The following is a 25085-nucleotide window of genomic DNA, read 5'->3' on the forward strand; positions in this document are numbered from 1 at the left end:
CGCCGCGTTCGCGCAGCACGGCGATCTTGCCGTCATTGACGCCCGGCGCGCAGCGGCCGGTCGGCTCGAAGTAGTTCGTCATCAGTAGCTCCTCGGTAGGCCGAGCACGTGTTGGCCGAGGAAGTTCAGGACCATCTCTTGGCTGACCGGGGCGATCCTCATCAGGCGTGACTCGCGGAAGTAGCGCGACACGTGATACTCCTCGGAGTAGCCCATCCCTCCATGCAGTTGCAGTGCCCGGTCGGCGGCATCGAATCCAGCGTCGGCGCACAGGTACTTCGCCGTATTCGCTTCTCTCCCACAGGGTTTGCCGTTGTCATAGAGCCACGTCGCCTTGCGCAGCACCAGTTCGGCGGCGTCGAGCCGGGCCAGTGAGTCCGCGAGTGGGAACTGCAGGCCTTGATTCATGCCGATGGGTCGGTTGAACACGACACGCTCGTTGCCGTACTTGACGGCCTTCTCCAGCGCCACCCTGCCGATGCCCAACGCCTCGGCGGCGATCAGCATCCGCTCTGGGTTCAGCCCATCGAGGATGTAGGAGAAGCCCTTGCCCTCCTCGCCGATGCGATCGGAGACCGGGACCATCAGGTCGTCGATGAATAACTCGTTGGAATCCACCGCGTTTCGGCCCATCTTCTTGATCGGCCGGATGTCGACGTGGTCGCGGTCGAGGTCAGTGAGGAACAGCGTCATTCCGTCGGTTTTCTTGGTGACCTCGTCGTACGGCGTGGTGCGGGTGAGCAGCAAGATCTTCTCGGACTCAAGTGCCTTGGAGATCCACACCTTTCGGCCGTTGACGCGATAGTGGTCGCCCTCGCGCTTGGCGAATGTCGTGATGCGTGATGTATCCAGGCCCGCACCGGGTTCGGTCACGCCGAGACAGATGTGCAAGTCGCCGTCGACGATTCGCGGCAGCGTCGCATTCTTGAGCTCCTCGGAGCCGTACTTGACCACCGGCTCCATACCGAAGATCACCATGTGGATGGCGCTGGCGCCGTTCATCGCCGCCCCGGAGCGCGCAACCTCCTCGATCAGAAGGGTCCCTTCTGTGATGCCCAGACCTTGGCCGCCGTACTCCTCCGGAATGGTCATCCCCAGCCAACCGCCCTTGGCGATGGCGTCGTAAAACTCTTGCGGGAACTCGTGCGCCTGGTCTTTGGCCATCCAGTAGTGGTCGTCGAACTTGCCCGCCAGCTCGGCGACGGACTTACGGATCAGCTCCTGATCCTCGGTCAGTTCGAAACTCATCCCGCCGGGCACAATGCCTCTCCTCTGTTCCACTATCGCAAATCGACAAATATTTATCTTATTTACGATTTAATCACCTGGGCCAACGCATAGGCAAGCGGACCATCGCGTGAGGGCCCAGCGGCAACAACAGAAGTAACACGAGTACGCAGGCAGGCGCAGCGGTCCTGACATCGTCAAGGCGGTGTCCTCGAGGCGAAACGGTCTCGATCAGAGTGACGCTCGGCGAGGCTTCTTCGCCATCGCCATCCCGATATGAGGCCTCACCCTGCGGATAGCGTGCGGTTCAACTGGGGCAGACGCACGGGCGATCGGTGAGGACAGTCGAACCGCCCTCACCGCTCGCGTAATCGCCTAACGGTGACCTCTGCCGGGCCGCCGGCGGCTTACGATCTCGAGCGTGCTCGAAACGCGGCGACCCGTTCCCGGAACTCCGGGGTCTTAAAGGACATGTGCTCGGCAGCGAGGGCGTATTCGAGCACCCCGAGCGCCGCGCGAGACAAGTGCATATTCATGGCGACCTTGGTCTCGCGCAACGCCTGCGGCGGCAGCGCGCACAGGCGCTCACCAATCGCCAGTGCCTCATCGAGGACGGCGCCGTCAGCAGTAACCTTCGTTACCAAATTCAGCTTCTCAGCGATGGCCGGGGTGATCCGTTCTCCTAGCAGGACGTACTCTTTGGCCTTCATCAGCCCGATGAGCAACGGCAGCATTACGGCGCCGCCGTCTCCTGCGACCAGCCCCACGGCGACATGGGGATCGGACAAAAAGCTGTTCTCCCCCATCACCATGAAGTCACTGAGCAGTGCGAGCGAACATCCCAGCCCCACCGCGGGACCATTCACCGCAGACACCAGCGGCTTGGAAAAGTTGACCGCCTCGAGGAACACGGTTCTACCGTCGGCGATCTGAGCCTGAAGGGCCGCCGGGTCCTCCATCATGCGACCGAACATCACCATGTCGCCTCCAGCCGAGAAGGCCTTGCCGCCCACACCGGTTAGCACGACCGCGCGAACATCGTCATCGGCGCTGAGAGCGCGCCAAATCTTCGTAAACGCGGTGTGCACACCCTCGTCCACCGCGTTGAAGGCTTCCGGGCGGTTGATGCTCAACACGTGCACGTTGCCGCGCTTTTCGACGAGAAGCGACGGGGCAAACTCCTCGTAGCCAGGCAGGGTAGCGATTGTTGAAGTGGTCATGACAGCTCCTATCAATTCTTCTTGTTCGAAAGTATGGTCACAGCCGACACGGCAGTCGGCCCACCAATGTTGTGCGCCAGCGCGATTCGCGCTCCGTCCACCTGGTTCTCCGCGTCACCCCGAAGCTGGTTGAACAGTTCGTAGCACTGTGCCACGCCGGTGGCACCGGGCGGGTGGCCCTTGGCCTTCAGGCCGCCGCTGGGGTTGACCGGGATGGCCCCACCGACGTAGTTCTCCTGCGCCTCAACCAATTTGTATGCTTCAAAACGGCTGGCGAACCCCAGATCCTCGTAGCTGATCAGCTCCACGCCGGTGAAGCAGTCATGCACCTCGGCCACATCGATGTCGCTGGGCGTGATTCCCGCCATCTTCATGGCGGACTTCGCCGCCCGCACGGTCGGCGGGAACGTTGTCATGTCCTGCTTGTGTTGATGCATGACGCGATCCATACCGATTCCGACACCGCGCACCCACACCGGGCGGTCGGTGTAGCGGTCGACGACGTCCTCGGCAGCCAGAATCACCGCCGCGGCACCGTCGCTCTGAGGTGTGCAGTCAAGCAGACCAAACGGCTCGACGACGATAGGCGCGGCCAACACTTGCTCGACGGTGACTTCGTACCGCAGTTGTGCCTTCGGGTTGTTGAGCGCATGGAAGTGATTCTTCACCGCGACCATGGCCATGTGTTCCTTGGTCGCCGGTGACTCGTGCAGGTAGCGGATTACGTGCAGCGCGAAGTTCGCCGGTGCGACCAGGCCGAGCGGGTAGTCCCACGCGTTATCCCGGGTCATTGCGGCCCAGTCCCAGAACGTGGTGTTCGACGCCGCCTCGCGTACCTTGTCCGCGCCCACGACGAGCACGACGTCGTAGAGACCGGACGCGATGGCCAGCACCCCGTTGCGAACCGCGTCATTACCTGTGGCACAAGCATTCTCGACGCGGGTCACCGGAATGTCGGTGAGGTCGAGGGTATCGGCCAGGATTCCGGACGGAAAGCCGTCGGTTGTCGACAGCTCGCCGAACCAGGCGGCCTCGATCTCCGGCTTCTCGATTCCCTTGTCGACACGCTCGGCGGCTTCGGCGTAGGCCATCGGCAACAGGTCTTTGACTCCCAGTTCGAAGTGTTCTCCGAAGGACGTCATGCCCGCACCGACGATGGCGACGTTTCTCATATCTTTGCTCCCATTTTCCCCCGACCCGGCCAGAAGGCATAGCCGTAGTCCGGGATGCCTGCGCGCGTGGCGATCTTCCGCAAAACCACCGAACCGGCCTGCCCGATGCTGGTCTCGCCGGCGGGCACGCCGGTCACCTTCATGAGGACTCGTACCGGGCTGCCGTCGAGCTGAACAACAGCCAGCGAGTAGGGACTGGGTAGGTCGGGAACCGGTATCCGTATCGTCGTATGGGTGTAGACGGTGCCGGTGCGCGGCAGCGGCTCCAGCCGGTATTCGGAGGCTAGTTGCCCCGATGTGTCGACCCGCAGGCGCGGCGGGAACTGCGGTGCGGCGTCGATACCCGGACGTTCGTCGAAGACGGCTGCCTCCCAACGGATCTTCGGTTCGAACGCGCGGCTGTAGGCGGGCATCGAGATCGGAATCCCCACTCCCTCCGCGGTCCGGATCGCGGGAAGTTCGCGTGTGGCGGCTTCATCGCGCACAATTTGTGGCTTGACGCCGTCGTGCAGTTGAGCCACGTTCATCGTCGACTGCTCGGCGGCGAACACGAGGCCCGCCACGCCCCGGTCGATCGCGTCGGCGATCAGCCGGATTACCGCCGAAGCCGAGACCCCGGGATCCTCGACGGCCGCAGACGTGTCGAATTCGCGGCCGAGCTGCGCCGCGGGCACACCGGTCACGGCGGCCACCGTCGCACCGGTCAGCTTCATCCGGCGCAGGGTGCCCCGTATGCCCACCTCACGCTGAAGTCGAGGATCAGCGTAGGAATGACGTTTCCCATCATCGCCCCGGGCCCGCAGCGGCAGGCTGCGGGTCTGGCGTCCGATGGGTAGCAACGTCGGCTCCCCCTGGCCCGTCAACACCGCGGCCGCACCGACTGACTCGTCGTTGTCGTCGGCGCCGATGACCAGCGTGCTCGCCGACGCGTTGGTGATCTGGTCCAGGACTGCGGGCGCGCCGCCGAGAACCTCAGCGACCGGAGTGTCGGCCGGTAGCGACAGCGCTGCCAGAAGGACGGCCCCGTTTCCTCCCTCCAGCAGCGGGAAGTCACGGGAGACGAGCACCACCTGACGGGCGGAGCCGTCGGGGTCGGCGGCTCGGCCGGCAGCCACTGCCATGGTCAGCGCGTCCTCGTCGGGCCCCTTCACCCGGCGCTCACCCTTCGACCAGGGTGGCGCATAGGTGCCGATGGATGTCACATGGGTCATGGTGGCTCGTTCCTGTGCCGTGGCTGGCTGACGTCGCTGTCATCAGACAATACGCTATATAGTTATAGCATTCGCGCGGCAGCGGGACGACTTCCGGTTCGTTGGCGAGCATATTCCTGACTACTGCTGCCCGCGCCCATCCTCGGTCGGCCAGGCTCATATCGGGTGAGACGGCTGGGCCTTGACGGTTTGGCCGTTTCCCGGTTACGGAAGCACTCTCGGCATGAATGCGGTCGTCAACGAACCGAACGCCCAGTGCTCCAACACCTTTCACGGCGCTCGATGCGTAGCCGCAGTATTCAGAGTCGGCCGTCGACCTGCAGGCCGGGGTGCACCCAATTCGGTGACCGCTTCTCCTTGAATGCTAGGAATCCCTCCAGGGCTTCGGGCCCGTCAAGGCTGGTCTTCATCCCTATCCGGTCGTAAAGCCCCAAGTAATTATCGAGGTCGGACTTGACGAGAGCGCGTGCACGGGGTGCCGTCCGGCAACACTGGGCGAGAACCTCGCGGGCGGCGGGCATGAGGTCGTCATGTGGCACCACCCGCGATACCATGCCCCACTCGAGCGCCTCTGCTGCTGACAACACTCGACCGGTGAACATCAAGTCTCGCGTTCGGACCGGACCGATCAACCTTGCGAGCATATGGCTGTAATAGGTGTCGGCGATGCCACGGTAGAGCTCCGGTACCCGAAACGTCGCCCGCTCGCTGACGACGGCCACGTCACTGCACATGGCGATCTGCAGTCCGCCGCCCTGGGCAAGACCGTTGACGGCCGCGATTACCGGCTTAGCCGACTGGCGCAATGCGTCAAACGGCGTGATGTCCATGCCCATGGTGGAGGCTAAATCCATCCAGTTGTCTGCCCCACCCTGGGCGAGGTCGCCTCCCGGCGCGAACACATCGCCCGTGCCGGTGATTAACAATCCGGCGAGATTCTCGTCAGAATTTACCCGCGATATCGCGTAGCGGATTCCGAAATACATCGCAGGCGTCATCGCATTGCGCGCCTTCGGACGATCAAGTGTCACCACGGCGAATCCGCCGTGGCGCTCGAACCTCAGGTAGGGCGTTCCCAGCCAATCGCCGCCAGGCGGCCGCGGGGAGGCTTCGTTTGATTGAGCCGACATGGCGCTCCTGAATCGTGTAGTCCGAGTGATTAACTCGGTCCGTTCTTCGATTGATCACGACTTTGACGGGGGGAGAGTTCGAGCTTGCGGCCTCCGGATACAGCACTAGCTGATGGCGCTCTACCTGGCCATGACCATTCCGCCGTCAGCTGCGATCACCTGTCCGGTGATATACCCAGCGTCCGACGATGCAAGGAAGGCATACGTGCCTGCGATTTCCTCGGGTTCAGCCCAGCGTTGAAGTGGGATCTTGCTCAGGGCTTTGTCTTTGAGCTTTTCATCGGTCCGAATCTTTTCCGTCATTGCGGTGGCCGCGGCAGGCGCGACGGCGTTGACCGTGATTCCATAGCGGGCCAGCTCCAACGCCGCCGACCGCGTGAGTCCCAATAGTGCAGCCTTGGCCGCCGAATAGTTGACCTGTCCCACGGTTCCGTTGATTCCGGCCGCAGAGGTCGTGAATATGATGCGACCACTGCGGCGCTCACGCATGCCTTCGACCACGGCTTGTAACCAATGGAAGGCGCCATTGAGGTGGATGTCAATCACCGTTGACCACTCCTCGACCGACATCTGCCACAGCATCGCCGGCCGGATCACACCTGCGTTGCTCACCAAAATATCGATAGGGCCCAACTCGTCCGAAATCTGTTGCGCCGCAGTCACTACCTGCTCGCGAGCAGACACATCACACGCAAGCGCGATTGCCCGAGCGCCTGAATGCTGAATCTCCTCAGCCACGGTCTTCGCATTTGCCTCGTCGACGTCGACGATGGCGATATGGGCGCCCTCTGAGGCCAAACGCTGGGCAATGGCACGACCCAACCCCTGACCAGCCCCTGTGACAGCTGCTACCTTGTGCGCGAGTCGTTGTCCAGTCATCCTGCCCACCTATCTCGTTGTTGTGCTATCGGTTCGTGCGACCGGCTCTGGTAGATCCTGGACACGCGTGCGGTACCGCAGCGTCCCCCGCTGGGCTCCGGCGCACCCTTCGCGTCGCCTGGATGCACGCATTCCGCTCAGGTAAGACTGGCGAACTGCCCCTCGATTGGAAGCGTGCTCGCCGGGTTTTACACCAAGGTCGCTGAGATCACGTCGCTTTCCTTCCGGGTCCTTCGACGGGCCATCCTACCTTAACAGTCAAATATTAAGCGATATTGCAGCCGTGCCTGTGCAACTGTGTTTTCGCCGCAGTCCGCCCCATCGAGGTGTCGCCACGGCCAGCACACGCCCTCTTAAGGATTGTGTCGGTCAGCGCGACAGGACGACCAGTATGTTGTCGTCGCGCGCTCTTGACGCTATCGATGCGCGTCAGATCGGATCGCGCGGCCTCGATTGGCTGCGCCGAGGTAGTCCGATTCCACGTCCGCATCCAATCTGTATTCACTTGTGTTGCCAAGCAACGAGATTCACCGACGGATGCACTTCCACAAGCCGCCGGAGATCTCAGTCACGCGATGAGATCAGCGGCGTTTGCGCCGCGTGGGGTCGACTGGCGCTCCGGTTCAATAAGAAACCCGGGCTTGCTAACTCTCGTCGATCGACGAAACGGCAGGTGCGGCGCGATCAGAACGGAGGCTGCCGTACTCGCCGGGCTTGGGCTGAAAAGTCTGGGCCCATCTGCGCATCATGCGGAACATCTTGGCCTCCTGGGTCTGAAGCGACGGTGGCTCGATGAACCGCTGGTGCTGCCAGATCGCCAGATCTTCGGGGAACACCGACTCGATGGCCTTGATCCTGGCGGAGCGTTCGCCGTCGCTTTCACCGTCGACCTTCTCGATGAAAAGTGTCTGGCGCAGCGTCGAGGTCTGAGCATCCACCGGCGTCGTGGAAATCACCGAGTGCGTGTTGTCGCGTCCGGAGAACCGGGTGTAGGCCATCCCGACGCCCCATTGCTTGAGGGTCACCGTGTCCTCCCGGGCAGCGGCGCCGACCCTGCGCTTACCTCGGGAGTGCACACGCAGCTTCGTCGTGAAGGACGCATCGGTGACGTGGTAATCCACCAGGGTGGGCAGATCGCGGGTGTGGTGCACATAGCGGAAATGGATGGGGTCGACGATGTTTTCGGCGACGACTCGCGGTTCGATGGACAGATCTCCGTAATCAAAGGTGCTCGCTGCGGTTGCCAAATCCCAGTACTCACCCGTGGGGTACTCATCACGCAGGTCTTCGAACAGATCCGGTATCGACCACGTCGGCGGTTGGCCGGCGACGTCGTGCCACAGATAGATGATGCCGTTGCGCTCGCACACAGGCCATGGCTCGATTCGGCGTTTACTCGTTCTTCCCTCTGGCACCGCCACGTTCTGCCCGTCCGGACCCCACGTCCACCCATGGAAGGGGCACACGATGCAGTCATTGACCACTTTGCCGCCGTAACCCAGATGCGCGCCGAGGTGTTGGCAGGTCGCCTCCAGACAGCACACCCCCCCGGCGGTCGACCGGTAGAGGACGAGTTCCTGGCCGAACACCTTGAGCGGCTTGATATCACCCGGTGCGAGGTCATGCGACCACCCGACGACGAACCAACCGCTCGGGGCCATCCACGCCGGGATCCGCACCTCCGATTCGGTGTCGGTCACCGTCAACGATTTACGCATAACAAGCCACCTCTCAAGCGCCTGGGTGACTCCAGATTAAACGATACTTAGACACTATCGTCAAGTATTGACTATCAGCGCTCTGACCATCGCCGTGGCGACGGTGACCGCCGAATGGCGACTTCCTGCAGATGTATCCATAGTCGCGGAGAACCACAAGGACTCGAGCATCGCTTCGAGTGCCAGCCCCTGGGAGAGGGGATCGCCGAGTGAATTTCCGCGGATGCGATCGATGTTGCGGCCGATGCGGGTCGCCCACCGCCGCTGCGCCTTCCAGCCGGACTGCTGCAAGGCGGGGTCGGCGAATGCGGCCTGCCGCCAAACCGTGGCGAACGCGCCGAAAACGTCGAAGTACGCAAAGAACTGCTGCACCCACGAGCCGAGTTCGGCGTCGGAGGGACATTGCGGCAGTGCATCGAGTGCCGCGAGGACCAGGGTCAGCTGCCCGACGGACCGTTCGGCGACCGCCAGAAACACATCCTGTTTAGTCGCGAAGTAGACATAGAAGGTAGGACGGGACACCCCGGCTCGCTTCGCAATGTGCTCGACTCGGGTGGACGCATAGCCGAGTTCCTGGAAGGTCAGACGAGCCCCTTCCAGGATCTGCGTTCGGGTTCGATCCGTCTTAGCCCCAGCCGCCCACGGCGGCGTGCGTTCACGCGACTTCATCGCCCGCGAGTCAAGCACACAGCACGGCGGCGCTACCCCGACAAGCACAAAGTGCATTCGCACAATGCGTGGACTTCTCGGGCGCGACGCTCAATCGAAGGGAGGTAGTGCGCCTGGTTCTGTGGGCCGCGATTGATGCGCCGCGCCGATCGCGCGGCCGCACTGAGTCGTTGCTCGCTGATGGCCTGTTCGGCCCCTATGCGGCCAGCGCACGCCGCCCAGGATCACCAATGTGGTCTGAGGAAGCAGCGAGGCAGAATTTCGGGCCGAGGCAGACGACGATTCCCGATGAAGGGCCTCATGGGATCCGCGATGGCATAGTAGCGATGAGTTTCGTCACCGTGCGGGCGTGCGTGCACGGCAGTTATCCTCAATTCGGTTAAACTACCAAATAGTTAGTTTGTTGCATCTAGCGGTGGAGGTCGATATGGAGGTCACCAGCCTTCGTGAGCCGAAGATGGCCGATCGAGTGGCCACTGTGCTTCGGCGCATGTTTATTCGCGGTGAGATTGCTGAAGGTACTATGCTGCCGCCCGAATCCGAGCTGATGGAGCGGTTCGGGGTGTCCCGGCCAACCCTGCGCGAAGCATTCCGGGTGCTGGAGTCTGAGTCGCTGATTGTGGTGCAGCGCGGCGTGCACGGCGGCGCACGGGTCACTCGGCCTCAACGGGAGACGCTTGCGCGATATGCCGGACTGATCCTGGAATACGAGGGTGTGACACTCAAGGACGTCTACGACGCGCGGGTGACTCTGGAAACACCGATGGTCGTCCAGTTGGCCAAGGATCGCAAACCTGCGGTGATCGCCGAGCTGGAGAAGATCGTCGAACGTGAGGGACAGCTGAGGCCTGGCGGTGAGGCCACCATCGACCAGCTGACTGATTTCCACGCCGCGATCGCACGCCTGTCGGGCAACAAGACGCTGCAGATCGTCAGTGACATGCTGCGCCACATCATCGAGAAGGCGAACCTTTCTCTACAGCCCACCGAGGGCACCCGCGCCGAGTCCGCCCTCCGTCGCTCCGTGAAGACACACCGCATGGTGCTCGATCACATTAAGGCCGGCAACGCCGAGGAGGCCGGCGAGCTGTGGAAAAAGCATCTGCGGAAGGCCGAGGAGTACGTGCTATCGGGGTCTGAATTGGCCACCGTGGTAGATCTTCTCGAATGAGAAGGCTAGACCGCGCGGTCGACAACGATTTCGACACACCGAATGATGGGCTGCCCGTAGATCGATCACTGACGTCCTGAGCCGATTGGCGCCGCCGCCCCATCGGAGTGCGGGTGCAGTCGTAGAGTTCGACCGGCCGACGACGATGTGCGGCCGCCAGCGCCGCTTCCGCGGGTGATCCCGTCACTCAATTTCGCGTATGGATTCTTCGGCGCAAGCAAGTGGTCCTTTGACGCGATCTCTCGTTGGCAGCTCGCCGAACGCGCGACGTGGACCTCGGACTACTCGACAGCCTTTCGACCCGCACTAGGACGCGGCGCAGGTCATCGGCCGGAGATCCTTGATGCCGAACTCGAAATGCTCGCCGACCGATGTCAAGCCCGCACCGACGATTTCACCCTTTCTCGATCGAAACGACAGGTCTCATCGACCGTCGCCTCGGGTACGGCGGGGTAGCGGAAGCCCACCCATTTAATACGCTATATAGTTAGCGCATTAGAGGTCATGTCTGCCTGCGGGAGGAGCAATGCGTGGGAAAAACGGTTCCTCGCACGCTGAAGGACCGCATCGTGCTGATCACCGGCGCTAGCCGAGGCATCGGACGAGAGATCGCGGTCCGCGCAGCCTCCGATGGCGCCGCGCTGGCACTTCTCGCCACGACGGACTGCCCCGACCCCAAACTGCCCGGCACGATTGGAGATACAGCCCGCGCGGTTCGCGACGCAGGCGGTCGAGCCCTGCCACTGGTCTGCGACATCCGCGACGCCGACGCCGCGGCCTGCGCCGTAGCCGAAGTGGCCGATGCCTTCGGCGGCATCGACGTCGTGATCAACAATGCCGGTGCGCTGGACCTGCGCAGGACGCCTTACCTGCCGCCCCAGAACTTCCGCAGGCTGCTGGAGATCAACGTCGAAGGACCGTTCTCGGTGGTGCAGGCCGCGCTGCCTTACTTGCGTCAGTCCGACGACGCGCACATTGTGAACGTGTCTCCACCGCTGAATTTGGATCCGCCGTGGGTGGGCGCTCACGTGGGTCACACCGTGGGCAAATACGCCGAGAGCCTGCTGACGCTCGGGTGGGCTGCGGAGTTCGCGTCGATCCCGATCGCGGTGAACTCCGTTTGGCCCGCAACCACCATTGCCAGCACCGGAATGATCGTCTCGATGGGCGACGGCATCCGCGCGCGGGCCCGTGACCCACGGATCATGGCCGATGCGGTGCACGCGTTGATCACCCGGTCCGCCGACTGTACCGGCCACTTCTACACCGACGAACAGCTACTCATCGAGGAGGGGGTCGGTGACCTGTCCTGCTATCTGATGGCGGCGACCGAGGACGACCTTCTGCCGAACTGCTATCTGCCGGCGACACCGCTGCCGACGATTTAGCTTGAGTATGAGTCACTTCGACGCGCTGCGCGCCAATGAGCCCGAACTCGCGAAGTTGCGTGCTTCGGTACGGGAGTTCTTAAGGGCCGACCAGGCCGAATACGGGTGGGTGCCAGCTGTCGACTCCTGGCTCGGACAGTGGGATGAAGGGTTCAGTGCGCGCCTCGGCGCAGCCGGTCTTGTGGGGCTGATCATTCCCGAGAAGTACGGCGGACAGGGGTTGAGCCACCTCCACCGGTACGTCGTGACCGAGGAACTGCTGACGGCAGGCGCCCCGATCGCCGCACACTGGGTCGCCGACCGACAGGTGGCTCCTGGCCTCATGGCTTACGGCAGTGAGGAGCAGCGCGAGCGCCTGCTGCCACGCATCGCCGCCGGAAATTTCTACTCCTGCATCGGCATGAGCGAGCACGGCGCAGGCTCCGACCTGGCGGCCGTGCAAACCAAGGCGACCAAGACCGACGGCGGCTGGCTGCTAAGCGGCACGAAGGTGTGGACGAGCGGCGCGCACCGCGCCCATCAGGTTGTGGTGCTGGCCAGAACGAGTCCGCCAGAGCCCCAACGACGGCACGACGGCTTCAGTCAGTTCCTGGTTCCCTGCGACGCCAAGGGCGTACTCATCGAACCGATCCTCCTCATGAATGGCGACCATCACTTCAACGAAGTGGTCTTCGAGGATGTCTTCGTACAAGACAGCGACGTACTCGGTGAGATCGGCCGAGGATGGCATCAGGTAACCGCCGAACTCTCGTTCGAACGCAGCGGCCCGGAACGGATTCTGTCCACGGCACCGCTCATCATGGCGGCAGTCGGGGCTCTGACCCACTCCGGCGACGCCGATGAAACGACCGTGGGCATCGTCGGTGACCTTGTGGCACGGTTGATCTCGTTGCGACAGCTGTCCGTTTGGGTGGCGCGGGCGCTCAGTGAGAACAAGGACGCGGCCAACCAGGCAGCGCTGGTCAAGGATCTCGGCACCCGGTTCGAGCAGCAGTCGATCGACGTGATCACTGACGTGCTCGACCACCTAAAGATGACGCCGCAACTGGCGGCGCTGAGGGCCACCGCAGCCTTGCACAAACCGTTGTTCACCTTGCGCGGTGGCACCAACGAGGTGTTGCGCGGTGTCGTCGCGCGCGGAATGGGGTTGCGATGACGGCGTTTTCGAGCGGCGTGTTCGCCAGCGACACCGGCGATGATGAACATGCCGAACTGCAGCAGCTGGTGGATGACATCGGCCGGCGATCGTTCGATGTCCGCATCGGTCAGCGCAGGATCCCCGAGCAATTCGACGCGCAGTTGTGGCGGAACCTCGAGGACACAGGCCTGGCGCGGTTGACGAGCACTGCTGATCTGGATGCCGGCCCTGCTGAGCTTGCCGTAGTGCTGTCAGGCATCGCTCAGCACGCGGGCGCCGTCCCGCTGGCCGAAACCGACGCTCTGGCAGGGTGGCTCGGCAACCTGGCGGGCATTGAACTGCCGGGCGGACCACTCACTGTCGCGGTGATCGACGACGACGCCTCCGGTGGACGCATCTGTGGGACGGCGACTGATGTTCCGTGGACCCGCGCGTGCTCGGCGGTGCTGCTTCTCGCGCGCGGCCACGAACAGGCGCGCGTGGGCGTCGTCGATATCAATACGGCCGAACTGGCGGAAAGCCACAATCTGGCCGGAGAGCCACGCGATCGACTGACCGTCAACCTAGCCGCCGACGAGCTCACTACCGTCGAACTGGCAGTCGCCGACGAGTTGTCGCTGCGCGGCTCATGGTGTCGCTGCGTCCAGATCATCGGCGCACTCGACGCCGCCGCAGCGCTGTCGGTGGCGCACACCAGCGAACGGATCCAATTCGGCCGAACGCTGATCAAATTTCAGTCCGTGCAGCATGCTCTTGCCGCGATTGCCGGCGAGGTCGAACGCGCTCGAGCCGCCGCCACGCTGGCCGTTGCAGCTGCCACAGAGTATGGATTCAGGAGCCGCAGAACGGAATACGCGGTTACCGTCGCAAGGGTGGCCGTCGGACGCGCCGTCACGCCGGTCACAACCATCGCCCACCAACTCCACGGCGCGATCGGCGTCACCGCTGAACATCCGTTGTCGTCTGTGACACTGCGCGCGCAGGCCTGGAGCAACGACTACGGCACGACGGCCGGGTATGCGCGTCGCCTCGGCCGGATGACCCTGAGCGCCGCCGATCCATGGGACCTAGTAATCGGCGATCTATGACCGGTGCAGTCAACTGAAAAAGGAGAACTAATGACAATCGAAAAATTCAAGGGTGCGTCCGCGATCGTCAGTGGAGGCGCGGGCGGGCTCGGTGAGGCCACGGTGCGGCGATTGCATGCCGAAGGCCTCGGCGTGGTGATCGCCGACCTGGCCGCCGACAAAGGCAAGGCGCTCGCCGACGAGTTGGGCAGCCGCGCGATCTTCGTGAGTACGGATGTGACGAACGAAGACTCGGTCAAGGCCGCGATCGAACAGGCCAACCAACTGGGCCAGCTGCGGTATGCCGTCGTGGCCCACGGCGGATTCGGCAAACCCCAACGCATCGTGCAGCGCGACAACAGCCCGGCGGATTTCGCCATCTTCACCAAGACAATCAATCTGTATCTCAACGGCACCTACAACCTCGCGCGGCTGGTCGCCGCTGACGTTGCGGCCGCGGAGCCGCGGCACGACGGCGAGCGAGGCGCACTGGTACTCACGGCATCCATCGCCGGCTACGAAGGCCAGATCGGTCAAACCGATTACGCTGCGGCCAAAGCCGGTGTGATCGGCTTGACAATCGCCGCCGCGCGCGACCTAAGCCCCCTGGGCATTCGGGTGAATACGATCGCCCCCGGGACGATGAAGACGCCGATCATGGAGTCGGTCGGCGAAGAGGCGATCGCGAAGTTCGCCGCCAACATTCCATTCCCCAAGCGCCTCGGCACGCCGGACGAGTTCGCAGATGCTGCGACGTTCCTGCTAACCAACGGCTACGTCAACGGCGAAGTGATGCGCCTGGACGGTGCACAGCGGTTCACTCCGCGGTAAGTGCTCCGCCCGCCCCGTCGAGAAGACTGGGCAGCAGATGGTCTTCCCGCTGGCCCGTGTGCGCGACAAAGCCGCACTAGAGGTGGATGCCGTCGTGGATGAGTTCTATTCCCCCTCCGCGGGCGCGGGAACTACCTACATCACCGCCGAGGAGCGGCTATCTCGTCCCGGACCCGCGGGCCGGCCCATGGTCGGCAATGTTCCTATCTTCGGCGACGGTGGCGAGGTGACGCGCGGGACAGACCGGAGCGATCTACGTCGACGCAGGCTATGCACTCGAGTACCGCAACGACGAAGCCAAAACCGTTGCATCTCATCATGACTCGGGCTCGATGACGGTCGGATATCGGTTACATGGATGACGAGGGGTACCTGGTTCTCACCGATCGACGTCGCCACACGCTCATCTCCGGGGAGTGAACATTTATCCGCAAGAGGCGGAGAACATGTCCGATCACCCATCCACAGGTGATGGACGCAGCCGTGTTCGGGATACCCGGACAACGAGATGGCCACAGCGTCAAAGCCGTCGTGTAGACCGTCGACCCCAGCCGATGGAACCGATGACTCGCCGGTGAACTGCTGACATGACTGCCGAACATCTGGCGCACGACAAGTGTCTTCGTTGCATCCTTCGAGCCACAACTGCCGTGAACGGACGCGGGCAAACTCGACAAGCAGACTTTGGTGACGAAGTACTCCGCTGGCTGGCCGACGGATGTGCCGTCCTTGCTCTAGGGCATTACTTGATCGTGGCGACGAGTTGGCCCGACATCGCACCAAGCTGACCAGACCAGGTGCCCCAGTCGTGCTGCGGGCCCTCGGGGAAATCGAAGTGCCCGTTGTGCCCGCCCACCGAGCGGTAGTGCTGGTAGAACGAGCGGTTGCTGCCCTGGGCTTGATCGCAGTAGCCGATCATCGCGGCGGGATCGCTGCATGTCAGCGTGGACGGGCTGAACACCCACAACCGGGTGTTGTTGTCTGCGAGCAACTGCACGTGCACGTCGGGGTCATGCCACTTCCACCGGCCGAGCTGTGGCATCCCCCACATGTTGCGGGTGTCGACGCCGCCGAACTGTGCCAACCCGGCGGTGATCGCGCCGTTCAAGGTCGTGGCCGATGGAGTGAGGAAACCGGACAGCGAGCCGGCGAACCGATAGCGGTCCGGATGGAAGGTCGCGATCGTCATCGCACCCGTGCCGCCCTGCGCGGCGCCGACGATGCCATGACCGTTGGGCGCCAGGCCCTTGTTGGCGGCCAGCCAGTCGGGCAGCTCATTGGCAAGGAAGGTCTCCCACTGCTTGCTGCCGTCCTGCTCCCAGTCGGTGTACATGCTCCACGCGCCGCTGGCCGGAGCGGCCACCGAGATGCCCTTGCCTGCAAGGGTATTCATGGCGTTGCCTGCCGTCACCCAGTTACTGACGTCCGGTGCGGCGTTGAACGCGTCGAGCAGCACCACCATGTGCGGGCCACCGCCCTGAAACGCGACGGGGATGTCGCGGCCCATCGCCGCAGACGGCACCATCAACGTTTCAACGCCGGCTGCCTTCGCCTGGGCCGCGTTCCACAGACAACACATCAGCACCGCAACCAGCGCAATCCGCAGCCCCAACACGCGGCGCTTGAATTCCTGATGTCCCAAGGACGAACCCATGTGACCTTCTCCCGTGATCATGCTCGGTTCATTGAGGCGGGTACGCGGGCGCCGGGAAGACGCCGCGAAGGATCCAGGGGAACCAATTCGTTCCCTGCTCGAGTTCGTCGCTGGCGTCATAGTCCGGGTTTGGATCGGTGGGACTGATCACCGGGACCTCGCGGTTAGGGGATCCGTAGAGGGCAACAACAACCGTTCGATCCAGGCTGTTCTCCGACCACACCCCCATCACGGTGTGGGAGCAGTCCTGCATCATCGCCAGCGCGGCGGGATCGTCGTGCAACCGGTTGATCAGTTCCAAGCTGCTGATCGATATCGCGGGATTGATGGTGACGGTTTCGGTGACGTCGCCCGGGAATCCGGCGGCGTTGGCGCGATCCTGAGGCGTCGAGCCATCAGTGCCGATGTCGCCGTCGAGGGCACGATTGTTCATCAGGTCGTTGGCGTGCCACTGCGCCGCCTGGTTCAGTTGCGGGTTGAGGTTGACGTCGTTGGTGCAGCCCGCCCGATGCTGGAGGATGTATACGCCCTGCACCAGACTGTCGTTGAGTCGGCTGTTGTTGGGAATCAATGTGTTGTTGTCGTGGTCGGCATGCGCGGTCGGATTCGTCAGCACCAGCCCGAGAACCGTTGCCACCGTGAGGGTTAACGCTGTGCGCGACAGTGATGGAATCATCGAGATCTTCCTCTCCTGACCTACGGCCCGGGCGGGCGGTAGGCCGCAGCCGATTTACGCAGTTGCCAAATCTGCGCCGGACACAACTCATTGGCCGCTTGGGTGATGAGATACGACGCCTGGTATTCATCGGAGGTGGAGAAGTCCGATTTGACGTCACCCATGATCTGCGCGTACCCGCGTCCCGCGGCGATCTTGTCGCAAACGCTCTGTCCGTACGCCAGTGCCGCGTCGGCGTTGGCGAAGTTGTAGCCCGGCCGTACCGTCACATTGATTAAGTACGCCACCGCATCCGCGTGAGCGTTCGGCGCGTTGACCAACGCACCCACTGGGCAAGCGGTAACCAGCCCGGCGACAAAGACGGAACTCAGAGCGGATCGAATTGTGAGATCAGCCATCGGCCTCGGTCTTTCTGGAGGGTTACTCGCACGGTCGACGACGTGGCGGTAGGCGCATCGCTTCCGATCACGACGCTCTGATCGATGAATAGCAGCACTACCGCGTGGTTAGGCGTGGCCGACATTGACGCCGCCGCCGGTACCGTCGCTATGGCGGAGATCTTCTTCTGCTTCGCGCCCGGGATGACGACATCGGTGATGAGCTTGGTGTACTCGTCGCGGAACGTCCCGGTCAGCCGTTCGCGCGCGGCGGGCAGCTGCTTGTCCGCGGTGTCGGGTTGATAGGACAGCAACGCGATGGTGCTGTCGCTGGCCGCCTGGACGGATTCGATCGTTGCGACCTGCGACTGGCGGACCGACTCGGCCTGGTATTTCAGAAATCCCGCCCCAGCGGCCAACAGTAAGGCCAGTCCCGGCAGCACGCCGTAGGCCAGGATTACTTTGGCGCGCAAGCGCTTTCGACCCGGTTGCTGCGTTTCAACCACCGCCGTGTTGTCGCTGGCCGCTACGACGGTCTCGTTGTCGCAAGCGTCGGACTCGCCACCGACGACCTCGACCTCGGGCACGCTTAGCTCCGATCCGTTCGTTGTCGTCATCATGGGACAAACACCACGTTCGTGACCTTGGCTAGGCCGTCGGACTTCTGCACATCGATCCGCATCCGCCATAGCCGCGGTTGTTGTTCGGGCGCACCGGCATACGAGGTCTTAACCGATACCGCGACCATGACCCGCGCTCGATCAGGCGACTCTGATTCCAGCGCGGCCGCCGTGACAGTTCCTTCGGTCTTTGACTGCGCCTTCTTCACCACTTCGACGAATGCCGGTGCCCGCGCGGCGAAGTCGTCGTGGAAGGTGCCAGCGGCAGAAGCCAGGACGCGCTGAACGTCGGCATCGGCTTGGGCGGCGTCGATGGTTGTGAGGTTGATCGCGGCCTGCCGGCCCGTCTGGAGAAAGATCTCACGCTGCTGTTGCGCCTGTCGGGCTTCATACGCCTGCCAACCGAGCCATCCGAACAAGCCGCCCAACGCGACAACGAATATCACGCCTGCGCCGACCGCCAAGCGCATGCTCGGCGGTCGTTGGCGCGGGGGTGGTTCGGCGTCGGCAGCCATCGACTGGTGGGCTTCGGCCTCGTCGTAGCCCTGCTCCGCGGCCGCGGTCAGCTGCCCGGCGGCATCAGCATCGTCTGCCAATTCTTCTCCTGCGGTGCGTTGTTGGCCAAGTCGGACTGTGTGTAGATCCGCCCGTCCGGCCCGACGTAACGCCCGGTGGCCGGGTCGTATTCGGCGGCGGCTAACGGTGTGGGCGCCGCCGGAGGCGGTGGGGCTGGCGGTGGCCCCGCGGCCGGAGGCGAACCGGGCGGCAGTTGCGGCACCGCTTGCCCCGACAGTGTCGCGTTCGGGTCACCTTTCCAGTTGTAACCGTCGTTGAGCGGGACGTACTGCTCGTCGCTGAGGCACATCTTCACCGTCGGCGCCCGCTTGCCCGGACGCTCAAGGCAGGGATAGTTCTTCGCCCCGCGGACATTGAACATCCCGTCCTGCGGAGTCCGGCAGTACAAGTCGCCCGGAGCGCGCGGCGGTGCGTCCTCGAACACCGGACCGCGGTGTTGCTGGGCCGGCAGAAACCCGGTGCTGCACGTCGGCGGCAGGTTGAGATTGGTGTTGAAACTCAGGTAGAAGCCACGATAGTCGGTCTTGTTGTACAAGTCGGGGATCATGCCCGCCGCTGCTGCCGCGGTGCCTTGCGGCAGCAGCACCAGCAGCTGCTCGATGGCGGGCTGGTAGACGACGGCAACCTTTTCGACGCTGACCAGGTTGGCCAGCACCGTCGGCAATGTCGGCTTGAGCCGGTCGAACAGCGCTCTCGCCTCGTCCGCCGCCGCGGGGCCCTTCTCGAGCACACCGGCCAATGCGCCGTCCTGGGTTTTCAACTGGCCGGTGATGGTGGCCAGATGCGCCGCCCAGGCATGGACCGAATCGGCGGTGTCGGTCTGCGAATCCAGCACCGGCTTGGAATCCTCGATCAGCGAGACCAGCGCGTCACGGTTTTTATCGGCGTCGATGGCCAGCGATGTGGCACCGTCGATCAGCCGAGCGAACTCCGGGCCCAGTCCCCCAAGCGCGGTGTAGCTCTCGTTGATGACCGTCTTCAGATTGTCGCCCGGGATCGCTTCCACCCCGCGGTTAGCCGCCTCAAGCAGCCTGCCGATGTTCGGCGGAGCCGAGGTGCGGTCGCGCGGGATCACGTCGCCGTTCTTCAGCGGCGGCGCCGGACCGCGCGGCAGCAACGCGACGTATTGTTCGCCGATGGCGGTCTGGCTGTGCACCTGGGCGTCCAGGTCCGAGGGGATCGGGATGTCCGACTTCAGCGACAGGTCGGCTTCCACTCCCGTATCGGTCAACCGCACCGCCGTGACCCTGCCCACCTCGCTGCCGCGATAGGTGACGTTCCCGGTGGGGTACAGGTTCCCTGACTCGGCAAGTTCCATCTTCACCGTGTATTGGCCGACGCCGAGAAAATAGGAGGGCAACGCCAGGTAGCCGAGGCCGACGGTCAGTGTCGCGACGAGCGCGACCACGGTGAAGACGACCAGCTGGATCTTGATGGTCTTGTTGAGGTTCATGTCACGGTCCCTGGTCGAAGCGGTAGGGGACGATCAGCGGATTGCCCGCGGTGTAGGGGCTGGGCATCTGGCCGATAGTGCGACCCCACTGCATTTCCAGTTCTGTCAGGTTGCCTTCCCATCGGGTGCCGGTCAGCAGACCGGCGTCGAGGCGGCTGAGCGTCAAGTCGAAGATGGCCGTTATGTTGCAGTAGTCGCCGCGGCACCACTTGTCGAGTGTCTCGTTGGGCCACGGGTAGGTGGCCAGCATGCTCAGCGACCTGGTGAGTGCCGGTCCCGCGTTGGCCAGCGATTCGACCACGGGACCGAGCTGGTTGAGTTCTTTGACGAGGTTGTCCTTGATCCCGTTGACGGTGTCTGCGGTCAGCGCGCTGAACTTGCCGACGCGGTCGACCGCTTCGGTCAGCTGTGTGCGGTTGTCCTTGAGTACCGTCAGCGCATCGGGCAGGGTCTTCAGCGCCCGGTCGATCACCGGGTCTGCCGCGGCGAATTGGCCGGCCAGATTATTGAGCTTCTCTGTGGCCGAGATGATGTCACCGGTCTGGTCGTTGAGATAGGTGACGAATTTGTCGAGTTGGTTGGTCAGGCTCCTGACGTCTTGTTCGCGGCCGGAGAACCCGGTACTCAACGCCTTGATGATGTCTTGAACCTGGCCTAGACCGCCGCCGTTGAGAAGCGCCGACACCGCGGCGAGGGTCTGCTCAGTTGACGGGTACGCACCAGCCGAGGACAACGGAATCAGCGAACCCTGGTGAAGCTTGCCGTGGGGGGCAATCCCGACCGGCGGCGCCAGCTCGACGTGCATCGATCCCAACAGGCTGGTCTGGCCGAGCTTGGCGGTTGCGTTTTCGGGTAGGTCGACGTCGCCGGCGAGCCGGACGGTCAAGAGCGCGTGCCAAGCCTGTCGCTCGATGCGGGTGACGTTCCCGACGGTTACGTCGGCGACGCGCACCCGCGAGTTCTCCTGAAGGTTCGTGGCGTCGGGCAGCTGCACTTGGATGGTGAAGGACCCCGGACCGCCGCCGGCGGTGCCCGGCAGCGGCAGCGAGTTCAGGCCACGCCACCCGCAGCCACTCACGGAGGTTAGGGCAACGATGGTGAGCACCATCGCCCCGAGTTGTTGCCGGATCCGATGTGTTCGGTTCACGATCCACCTCCGGGAGGCACCATGATGCCGGTCAGCCCTGCAGCGGGGTCGGTGGGTGTAGATCCGGTTGGCAGCGGCGCTTCGGCGGCCAATGGTGGCGCTGCCTCCGGAGCGGTAGCAGGGGGCGGCTGGTTGGTGGGCAGCGGCCCTTCGTAGAAGTCGCGCACCCGGCCGGGCTCGGTAAGGGGCCGCAGCCAATCCTCGCTGAAGGTCACCTCGTTCGGCCGCGCTTGCGCACCGGAGACGGGGTTTCCGCCGATGGGGAAGAAGTTGTACTGGCGGTTCTTGAAGATCGGCGCGAGGTATTGCACACACAGTTTCGACGACTGTTCGGCTCCGAGGCGCGAGGCTGCCTGGACGGCGCTGCATATGAACTGCAGCGGGTTAGCGAAGTTGTTGGCGGAAAGGGCACCCGTCATCGCCGACCCAGCAGCTTCGTAAACGTTCGTGAAATTCTGGAACGCAGTGGGAGCGACATGCAGCGCTTGTTTGACGTCGTCGAGGCTGTCGACCAGTGCCTGAGAGATCGAGGACAGCTTGTCGAACGTGGTGCCGAGGGCTTCTTTGTTGTCGGCGACGAAGCTCTGCACGTCGCCGAGCGCCGCATTGAGGTCTTTGACCGCGTTGCCAACCTCGTTGGAATCGTTGGATAGCAGACCGCTGGTCGAAGCAAGGTTCACGTTGAGCTGTTGCAGCAGGTCGGAGCTGGTGTGCAGGGCCTTGACGAGGACTGACAGATTCTTGAACGTGCCGAAGAGATCGTTGCTGTGATCCCCAAGCGCGGACAGCGCCTGGGACAGCTGGATCAGCATCTGGCGGATATTGGCGCCTTGGCCGCGAAGGTTGTCCGCGGCGGTGTCGACGAATGCGCCAAGGGTGCTCACCCCGCCGGGTTGGGTCGGCTGCAGGGTCTGGGTGAGTTTTTCCAGTTGTTGGCGCAGATCGTCGAATTCGACCGGTACTGCGGTGCGCTGCTGTGGGATGACGGCACCGCTTTGCAGCACCGGGCCGGCGCTATAGGCGGGGGTGAGCTGGATCGCGCGGGCGGTGATCAGTGACGGCGCGATGATGATGGCGTTGGCGTCGGCGGGCACCTTGTACTTGTTGTCGACGTGGAAGGTGATTTTGGCCCGCTGCGGCTGGGGTTCGATCGTGTCGATCGAGCCAACCGGCACACCCGCGATGAGTACGTCGTCGCCTTCGAAGATGCCGTTGCTGTTGTCGAAGTACGCGGTCATTTCGGTCTTGCCCGCTCCGGTCGACGGCCGCACCACGACGACGACGGCGGCGGCAAGGCAGCCCAGCAATACGAAGGCGACGGCAAGTCGGCGATTGCGCGAGATCCTCACGGCATACCTCCCTCACCGGTCGCGCTGCCGGGCTGCGGCGGCTCGTTCGCCGCCGGAGCAGGCATCGGACGCGGCGTCGGCTCGGTCGTCATTTCCAGTCCGGGCGGCGCCGGCGCCGGCGGCCCCGGCGGGGGTCCGCCCGGCGGGGGTGCAGGGATCGGTTCTCGGTACGGATAGCAGCCGGGGCCGGGCAGCGGCAGCCCTGGCGGACCACACGGCTGGTCCCCCGGTTTGCCGGTGATCGCGTCGGGGAGGGTCATACGTGGATCTCCACCCTGTCCGGTACGCGGATACGGCACCGGCAGGGCGGGCGTCCCCGGCTGGCCAGTCTGCGGATCGGTCAGTTCAGACGGCAATTTCGTATTGGGATCGACCCCCAAGTCGGAGAACGCGGCATCGATAAACGGCTGAATGTACTGGCCTGGCAGAAGATTGGGTAGGTAGGCGTTGAAGAACGGGCCTGATGAAACCGACTCGCCCAGCGATAGCGCATAGGTGTTGAGCAGCTTGATGGACTCTTGCACCTTGGCCTTGCGGTCGTCGACGATGGTGAGAACACCGTTGAGCTTGTCCAACGCCGGACGCAGCTGTTGGCGATTGTCGGCCACCAGTCCGGAGAGCTGCTTACTCACCCCGGATAGATGACCCGCCAGTGCATCCAGGGCGCTGCTTTCGGTAAGCAGTTGCGCCAGAAGAGAGTTGGTGTCACGGACCAGACCGACCACCTGGTCGGTGCGCTTGGCGAGCACCGTGGTTGCCTTGTTGGCGTTGGCGAGCAGTGAGCGAAGCTGCTCATCGCGTTTGTTCAAGGTTTGCGAGAACCGCGTCAAGCCCTCGACAGCGACCCTCAAATCGGGTGGGGTGTTCTTGAAGGTCTCCGACAATGTGGCCAGCGACTGTGACAACTGGTCGGTGTCGAGGCTCTTGACCGTCGACGTCAGATCGCCGAGCGCATCGGGCAACTGGTAGGGCGATCTGGTGCGCTCCAGCGGAATCGTTCCCGACAGCTGCCCTTCGCCTCGGGGGATCACCTCGACGATCTTCGTGCCCAGCAGGGTGTCGGTCTTGATGGCCGCCTCCGACCGATCGCCCAGCCGGACATCGCCTTTCACCGTGAACGTCACTTTGGCCTTCGACCCGTCGAGTTCGACATCGGTGACATCGCCCACTTCATAGCCGGACACCTGCACCTTGGTGCCCGACCGCATCGCGCCCGCGTCGGCGAAGTACGCGCTGTAAGACCTTCCGGATTCCAGGAACGGCAGCTTGTCGTATTGCGTGGCCACGATCAGCAAAGCCCCTACGACGGCAAGTCCGATTACGCCGATGGTGAATGGATTGCGTTCTGAAAAGCTCTTCACTTCGGCGTGCACCGCCCTGTGGCCTGGCTGGCCAGCTTCACGTACACGGGTTGGCCGCCCTTTCCGTTGAGCTTGATAACGAGGTCACATATGTAGAAGCTGAAGTAGTCGCCATAAAGGCCTTGACGGTTCAGGATCCTGTACTTGTCGGGCAGCCCGTCGATCAGGTGCTCGAGGTACTCGTGGTCGGCGACGGCGATTCCCGCGGCCCGATCCACTTGGTGGACGGTGTTCTGCAACGGCGGACGCGCCCGCGACAGTAGATCCATGACCGACCCGCTGGCCGCGTCGATGTAGGCCACTCCGTTGCTGATGTCCTCTTTGCGCTCGGCCAATCCTTTGACCAGTTGGGCAACCGAATCTACTGCCTTGTCGAGCTGCTGGCTGTCGTTGCCCAACGTTCCCAACAGAACATTAAGGTTGTTGATCACGTCACCGATCAGTTGATCTCGGTCGGCCAATGTGCTTGTCAGCGAAGCGGTTTGTGTCAGAAACTCCCCGATGGTTGCGCCCTGGCCCTGCAACACGGAGACCAGCTGACCGGTCAGGGCGTTGGCCTGGTCGGGGTTCAGCGCGCGCAGCAGCGGCCGGAATCCCCCGATCAGCGCGTCCAAATCCAGTGCAGGCTCGGTCCTTTCGAGAGGTATGGTCTGCCCCGGTTGCAGGGCCTTGACCGCCCCGGCTCCCTCCTCGAGAGCAAGGAATCGGTCGCCAACCACGTTCTGGTACTTGATGACCGCTCGGGTGCCCTCGGTGAGTACCACAGAACTGTCCGTCGCGAACTCCACGTTCACCGTCGCGTCTTCGCGCAGGGTGATTTTCTTGACCTTGCCCACCTCCACCCCGGCGACGCGCACGAAGTTGCCGTCCTTGAGTCCAGTAATGCTGGAAAAAACGGCGTTGTACCTCTTCTCGGGTTGATAGCGCAGCTGCCCGTAGATCGCGATGATCGCCACGATGCCCAACGTGCAGACCACCATGAAGACGGCTACTCGCCACAGAGTGCCTGTCAGGCTGCCTCTCATCGCTGGCTCCTCGGATGCATGGTGGT

The 25085-nt window shown here is 63.4% G+C and carries 23 protein-coding genes; 5 read left to right on the forward strand and 18 right to left on the reverse strand.

The window, feature by feature from the left end; genetic code table 11:
- Window positions 1-81: 81 nt before the first annotated feature.
- The 8 genes from ACWW36_RS03785 to ACWW36_RS03820 all read right to left on the reverse strand — a co-directional run bounded on the left by ACWW36_RS03785 (window position 82) and on the right by ACWW36_RS03820 (window position 9226).
- Window positions 82-1248, reverse strand: coding sequence for an acyl-CoA dehydrogenase family protein (locus ACWW36_RS03785; RefSeq protein ID WP_456140271.1), 1167 nt, complete (start codon window positions 1246-1248; stop codon window positions 82-84).
- A gap of 386 nt (window positions 1249-1634) precedes the next feature.
- Entirely contained in the window at window positions 1635-2447 is an 813-nt protein-coding gene (locus ACWW36_RS03790; protein WP_456140272.1) for an enoyl-CoA hydratase/isomerase family protein, read from the reverse strand.
- An 11-nt stretch (window positions 2448-2458) separates the two neighbouring features.
- Window positions 2459-3619: a thiolase C-terminal domain-containing protein gene (locus ACWW36_RS03795; protein ID WP_456140273.1), complete on the reverse strand. Its 1161-nt coding sequence runs from the start codon at window positions 3617-3619 to the stop codon at window positions 2459-2461.
- Window positions 3616-4830, reverse strand: coding sequence for a Zn-ribbon domain-containing OB-fold protein (locus tag ACWW36_RS03800; RefSeq protein WP_456140274.1), 1215 nt, complete (start codon window positions 4828-4830; stop codon window positions 3616-3618). The genes ACWW36_RS03795 and ACWW36_RS03800 overlap by 4 nt, the downstream gene beginning before the upstream one ends.
- A gap of 299 nt (window positions 4831-5129) precedes the next feature.
- Entirely contained in the window at window positions 5130-5960 is an 831-nt protein-coding gene (locus tag ACWW36_RS03805) for an enoyl-CoA hydratase/isomerase family protein (protein WP_456140275.1), read from the reverse strand.
- Window positions 5961-6080: 120 nt separating this feature from the next.
- A complete protein-coding gene (gene fabG, locus ACWW36_RS03810) occupies window positions 6081-6839 on the reverse strand; it encodes a 3-oxoacyl-ACP reductase FabG (protein WP_456140276.1) in 759 nt (252 codons plus the stop codon).
- A 644-nt stretch (window positions 6840-7483) separates the two neighbouring features.
- On the reverse strand, window positions 7484-8557 hold the full coding sequence (locus tag ACWW36_RS03815; protein ID WP_456140277.1) for a Rieske 2Fe-2S domain-containing protein: 1074 nt from the start codon (window positions 8555-8557) through the stop codon (window positions 7484-7486).
- Between the two features lie 60 nt (window positions 8558-8617).
- Window positions 8618-9226, reverse strand: a complete 609-nt coding sequence (locus ACWW36_RS03820) for a TetR/AcrR family transcriptional regulator (protein ID WP_456140278.1) — start codon at window positions 9224-9226, stop codon at window positions 8618-8620.
- Between the two features lie 427 nt (window positions 9227-9653).
- Here ACWW36_RS03820 and ACWW36_RS03825 point away from each other — a divergent pair, with 427 nt between their 5' ends.
- From ACWW36_RS03825 to ACWW36_RS03845, 5 genes are all read left to right on the forward strand, one after another.
- Window positions 9654-10397, forward strand: a complete 744-nt coding sequence (locus ACWW36_RS03825; protein WP_456140279.1) for a FadR/GntR family transcriptional regulator — start codon at window positions 9654-9656, stop codon at window positions 10395-10397.
- A 530-nt stretch (window positions 10398-10927) separates the two neighbouring features.
- Entirely contained in the window at window positions 10928-11785 is an 858-nt protein-coding gene (locus tag ACWW36_RS03830) for an SDR family oxidoreductase (RefSeq protein ID WP_456140280.1), read from the forward strand.
- 7 nt (window positions 11786-11792) lie between these two features.
- Window positions 11793-12941 carry an acyl-CoA dehydrogenase family protein gene (locus ACWW36_RS03835; protein ID WP_456140281.1) on the forward strand — a complete coding sequence of 383 codons (1149 nt, stop codon included), beginning with the start codon at window positions 11793-11795 and terminating at the stop codon, window positions 12939-12941.
- A complete protein-coding gene (locus ACWW36_RS03840) occupies window positions 12938-14011 on the forward strand; it encodes an acyl-CoA dehydrogenase family protein (protein WP_456140282.1) in 1074 nt (357 codons plus the stop codon). The genes ACWW36_RS03835 and ACWW36_RS03840 overlap by 4 nt, the downstream gene beginning before the upstream one ends.
- Before the next feature lie 30 nt (window positions 14012-14041).
- Window positions 14042-14821 carry an SDR family oxidoreductase gene (locus ACWW36_RS03845; protein ID WP_456140283.1) on the forward strand — a complete coding sequence of 260 codons (780 nt, stop codon included), beginning with the start codon at window positions 14042-14044 and terminating at the stop codon, window positions 14819-14821.
- Window positions 14822-15563: 742 nt separating this feature from the next.
- Here ACWW36_RS03845 and ACWW36_RS03850 read toward each other — a convergent pair.
- The 10 genes from ACWW36_RS03850 to ACWW36_RS03895 all read right to left on the reverse strand — a co-directional run bounded on the left by ACWW36_RS03850 (window position 15564) and on the right by ACWW36_RS03895 (window position 25059).
- Window positions 15564-16400 carry an alpha/beta hydrolase-fold protein gene (locus tag ACWW36_RS03850; protein ID WP_456142353.1) on the reverse strand — a complete coding sequence of 279 codons (837 nt, stop codon included), beginning with the start codon at window positions 16398-16400 and terminating at the stop codon, window positions 15564-15566.
- Window positions 16401-16503: 103 nt separating this feature from the next.
- Window positions 16504-17151, reverse strand: coding sequence for a CAP domain-containing protein (locus tag ACWW36_RS03855; RefSeq protein WP_456140284.1), 648 nt, complete (start codon window positions 17149-17151; stop codon window positions 16504-16506).
- 20 nt (window positions 17152-17171) lie between these two features.
- Entirely contained in the window at window positions 17172-17549 is a 378-nt protein-coding gene (locus ACWW36_RS03860; RefSeq protein WP_456140285.1) for a DUF732 domain-containing protein, read from the reverse strand.
- Window positions 17519-18148 carry a hypothetical protein gene (locus ACWW36_RS03865; protein ID WP_456140286.1) on the reverse strand — a complete coding sequence of 210 codons (630 nt, stop codon included), beginning with the start codon at window positions 18146-18148 and terminating at the stop codon, window positions 17519-17521. Before ACWW36_RS03865 ends, ACWW36_RS03860 begins: the two co-directional genes overlap by 31 nt.
- A complete protein-coding gene (locus tag ACWW36_RS03870) occupies window positions 18145-18744 on the reverse strand; it encodes a tetratricopeptide repeat protein (protein WP_456140287.1) in 600 nt (199 codons plus the stop codon). The genes ACWW36_RS03865 and ACWW36_RS03870 overlap by 4 nt, the downstream gene beginning before the upstream one ends.
- Window positions 18711-20177 carry an MCE family protein gene (locus ACWW36_RS03875; protein WP_456140288.1) on the reverse strand — a complete coding sequence of 489 codons (1467 nt, stop codon included), beginning with the start codon at window positions 20175-20177 and terminating at the stop codon, window positions 18711-18713. The genes ACWW36_RS03870 and ACWW36_RS03875 overlap by 34 nt, the downstream gene beginning before the upstream one ends.
- A gap of 1 nt (window position 20178) precedes the next feature.
- Window positions 20179-21285 (reverse strand): MCE family protein, encoded by a 1107-nt coding sequence (locus ACWW36_RS03880; RefSeq protein ID WP_456142354.1) that lies wholly within the window; start codon window positions 21283-21285, stop codon window positions 20179-20181.
- A 35-nt stretch (window positions 21286-21320) separates the two neighbouring features.
- A complete protein-coding gene (locus ACWW36_RS03885; RefSeq protein ID WP_456140289.1) occupies window positions 21321-22673 on the reverse strand; it encodes an MCE family protein in 1353 nt (450 codons plus the stop codon).
- Window positions 22670-24034 (reverse strand): virulence factor Mce family protein, encoded by a 1365-nt coding sequence (locus ACWW36_RS03890; RefSeq protein ID WP_456140290.1) that lies wholly within the window; start codon window positions 24032-24034, stop codon window positions 22670-22672. The genes ACWW36_RS03885 and ACWW36_RS03890 overlap by 4 nt, the downstream gene beginning before the upstream one ends.
- Entirely contained in the window at window positions 24031-25059 is a 1029-nt protein-coding gene (locus tag ACWW36_RS03895) for an MCE family protein (RefSeq protein WP_456140291.1), read from the reverse strand. The genes ACWW36_RS03890 and ACWW36_RS03895 overlap by 4 nt, the downstream gene beginning before the upstream one ends.
- Between the last annotated feature and the right edge of the window lie 26 nt (window positions 25060-25085).

This window comes from Mycobacterium sp. MMS18-G62 (genome assembly GCF_053877835.1).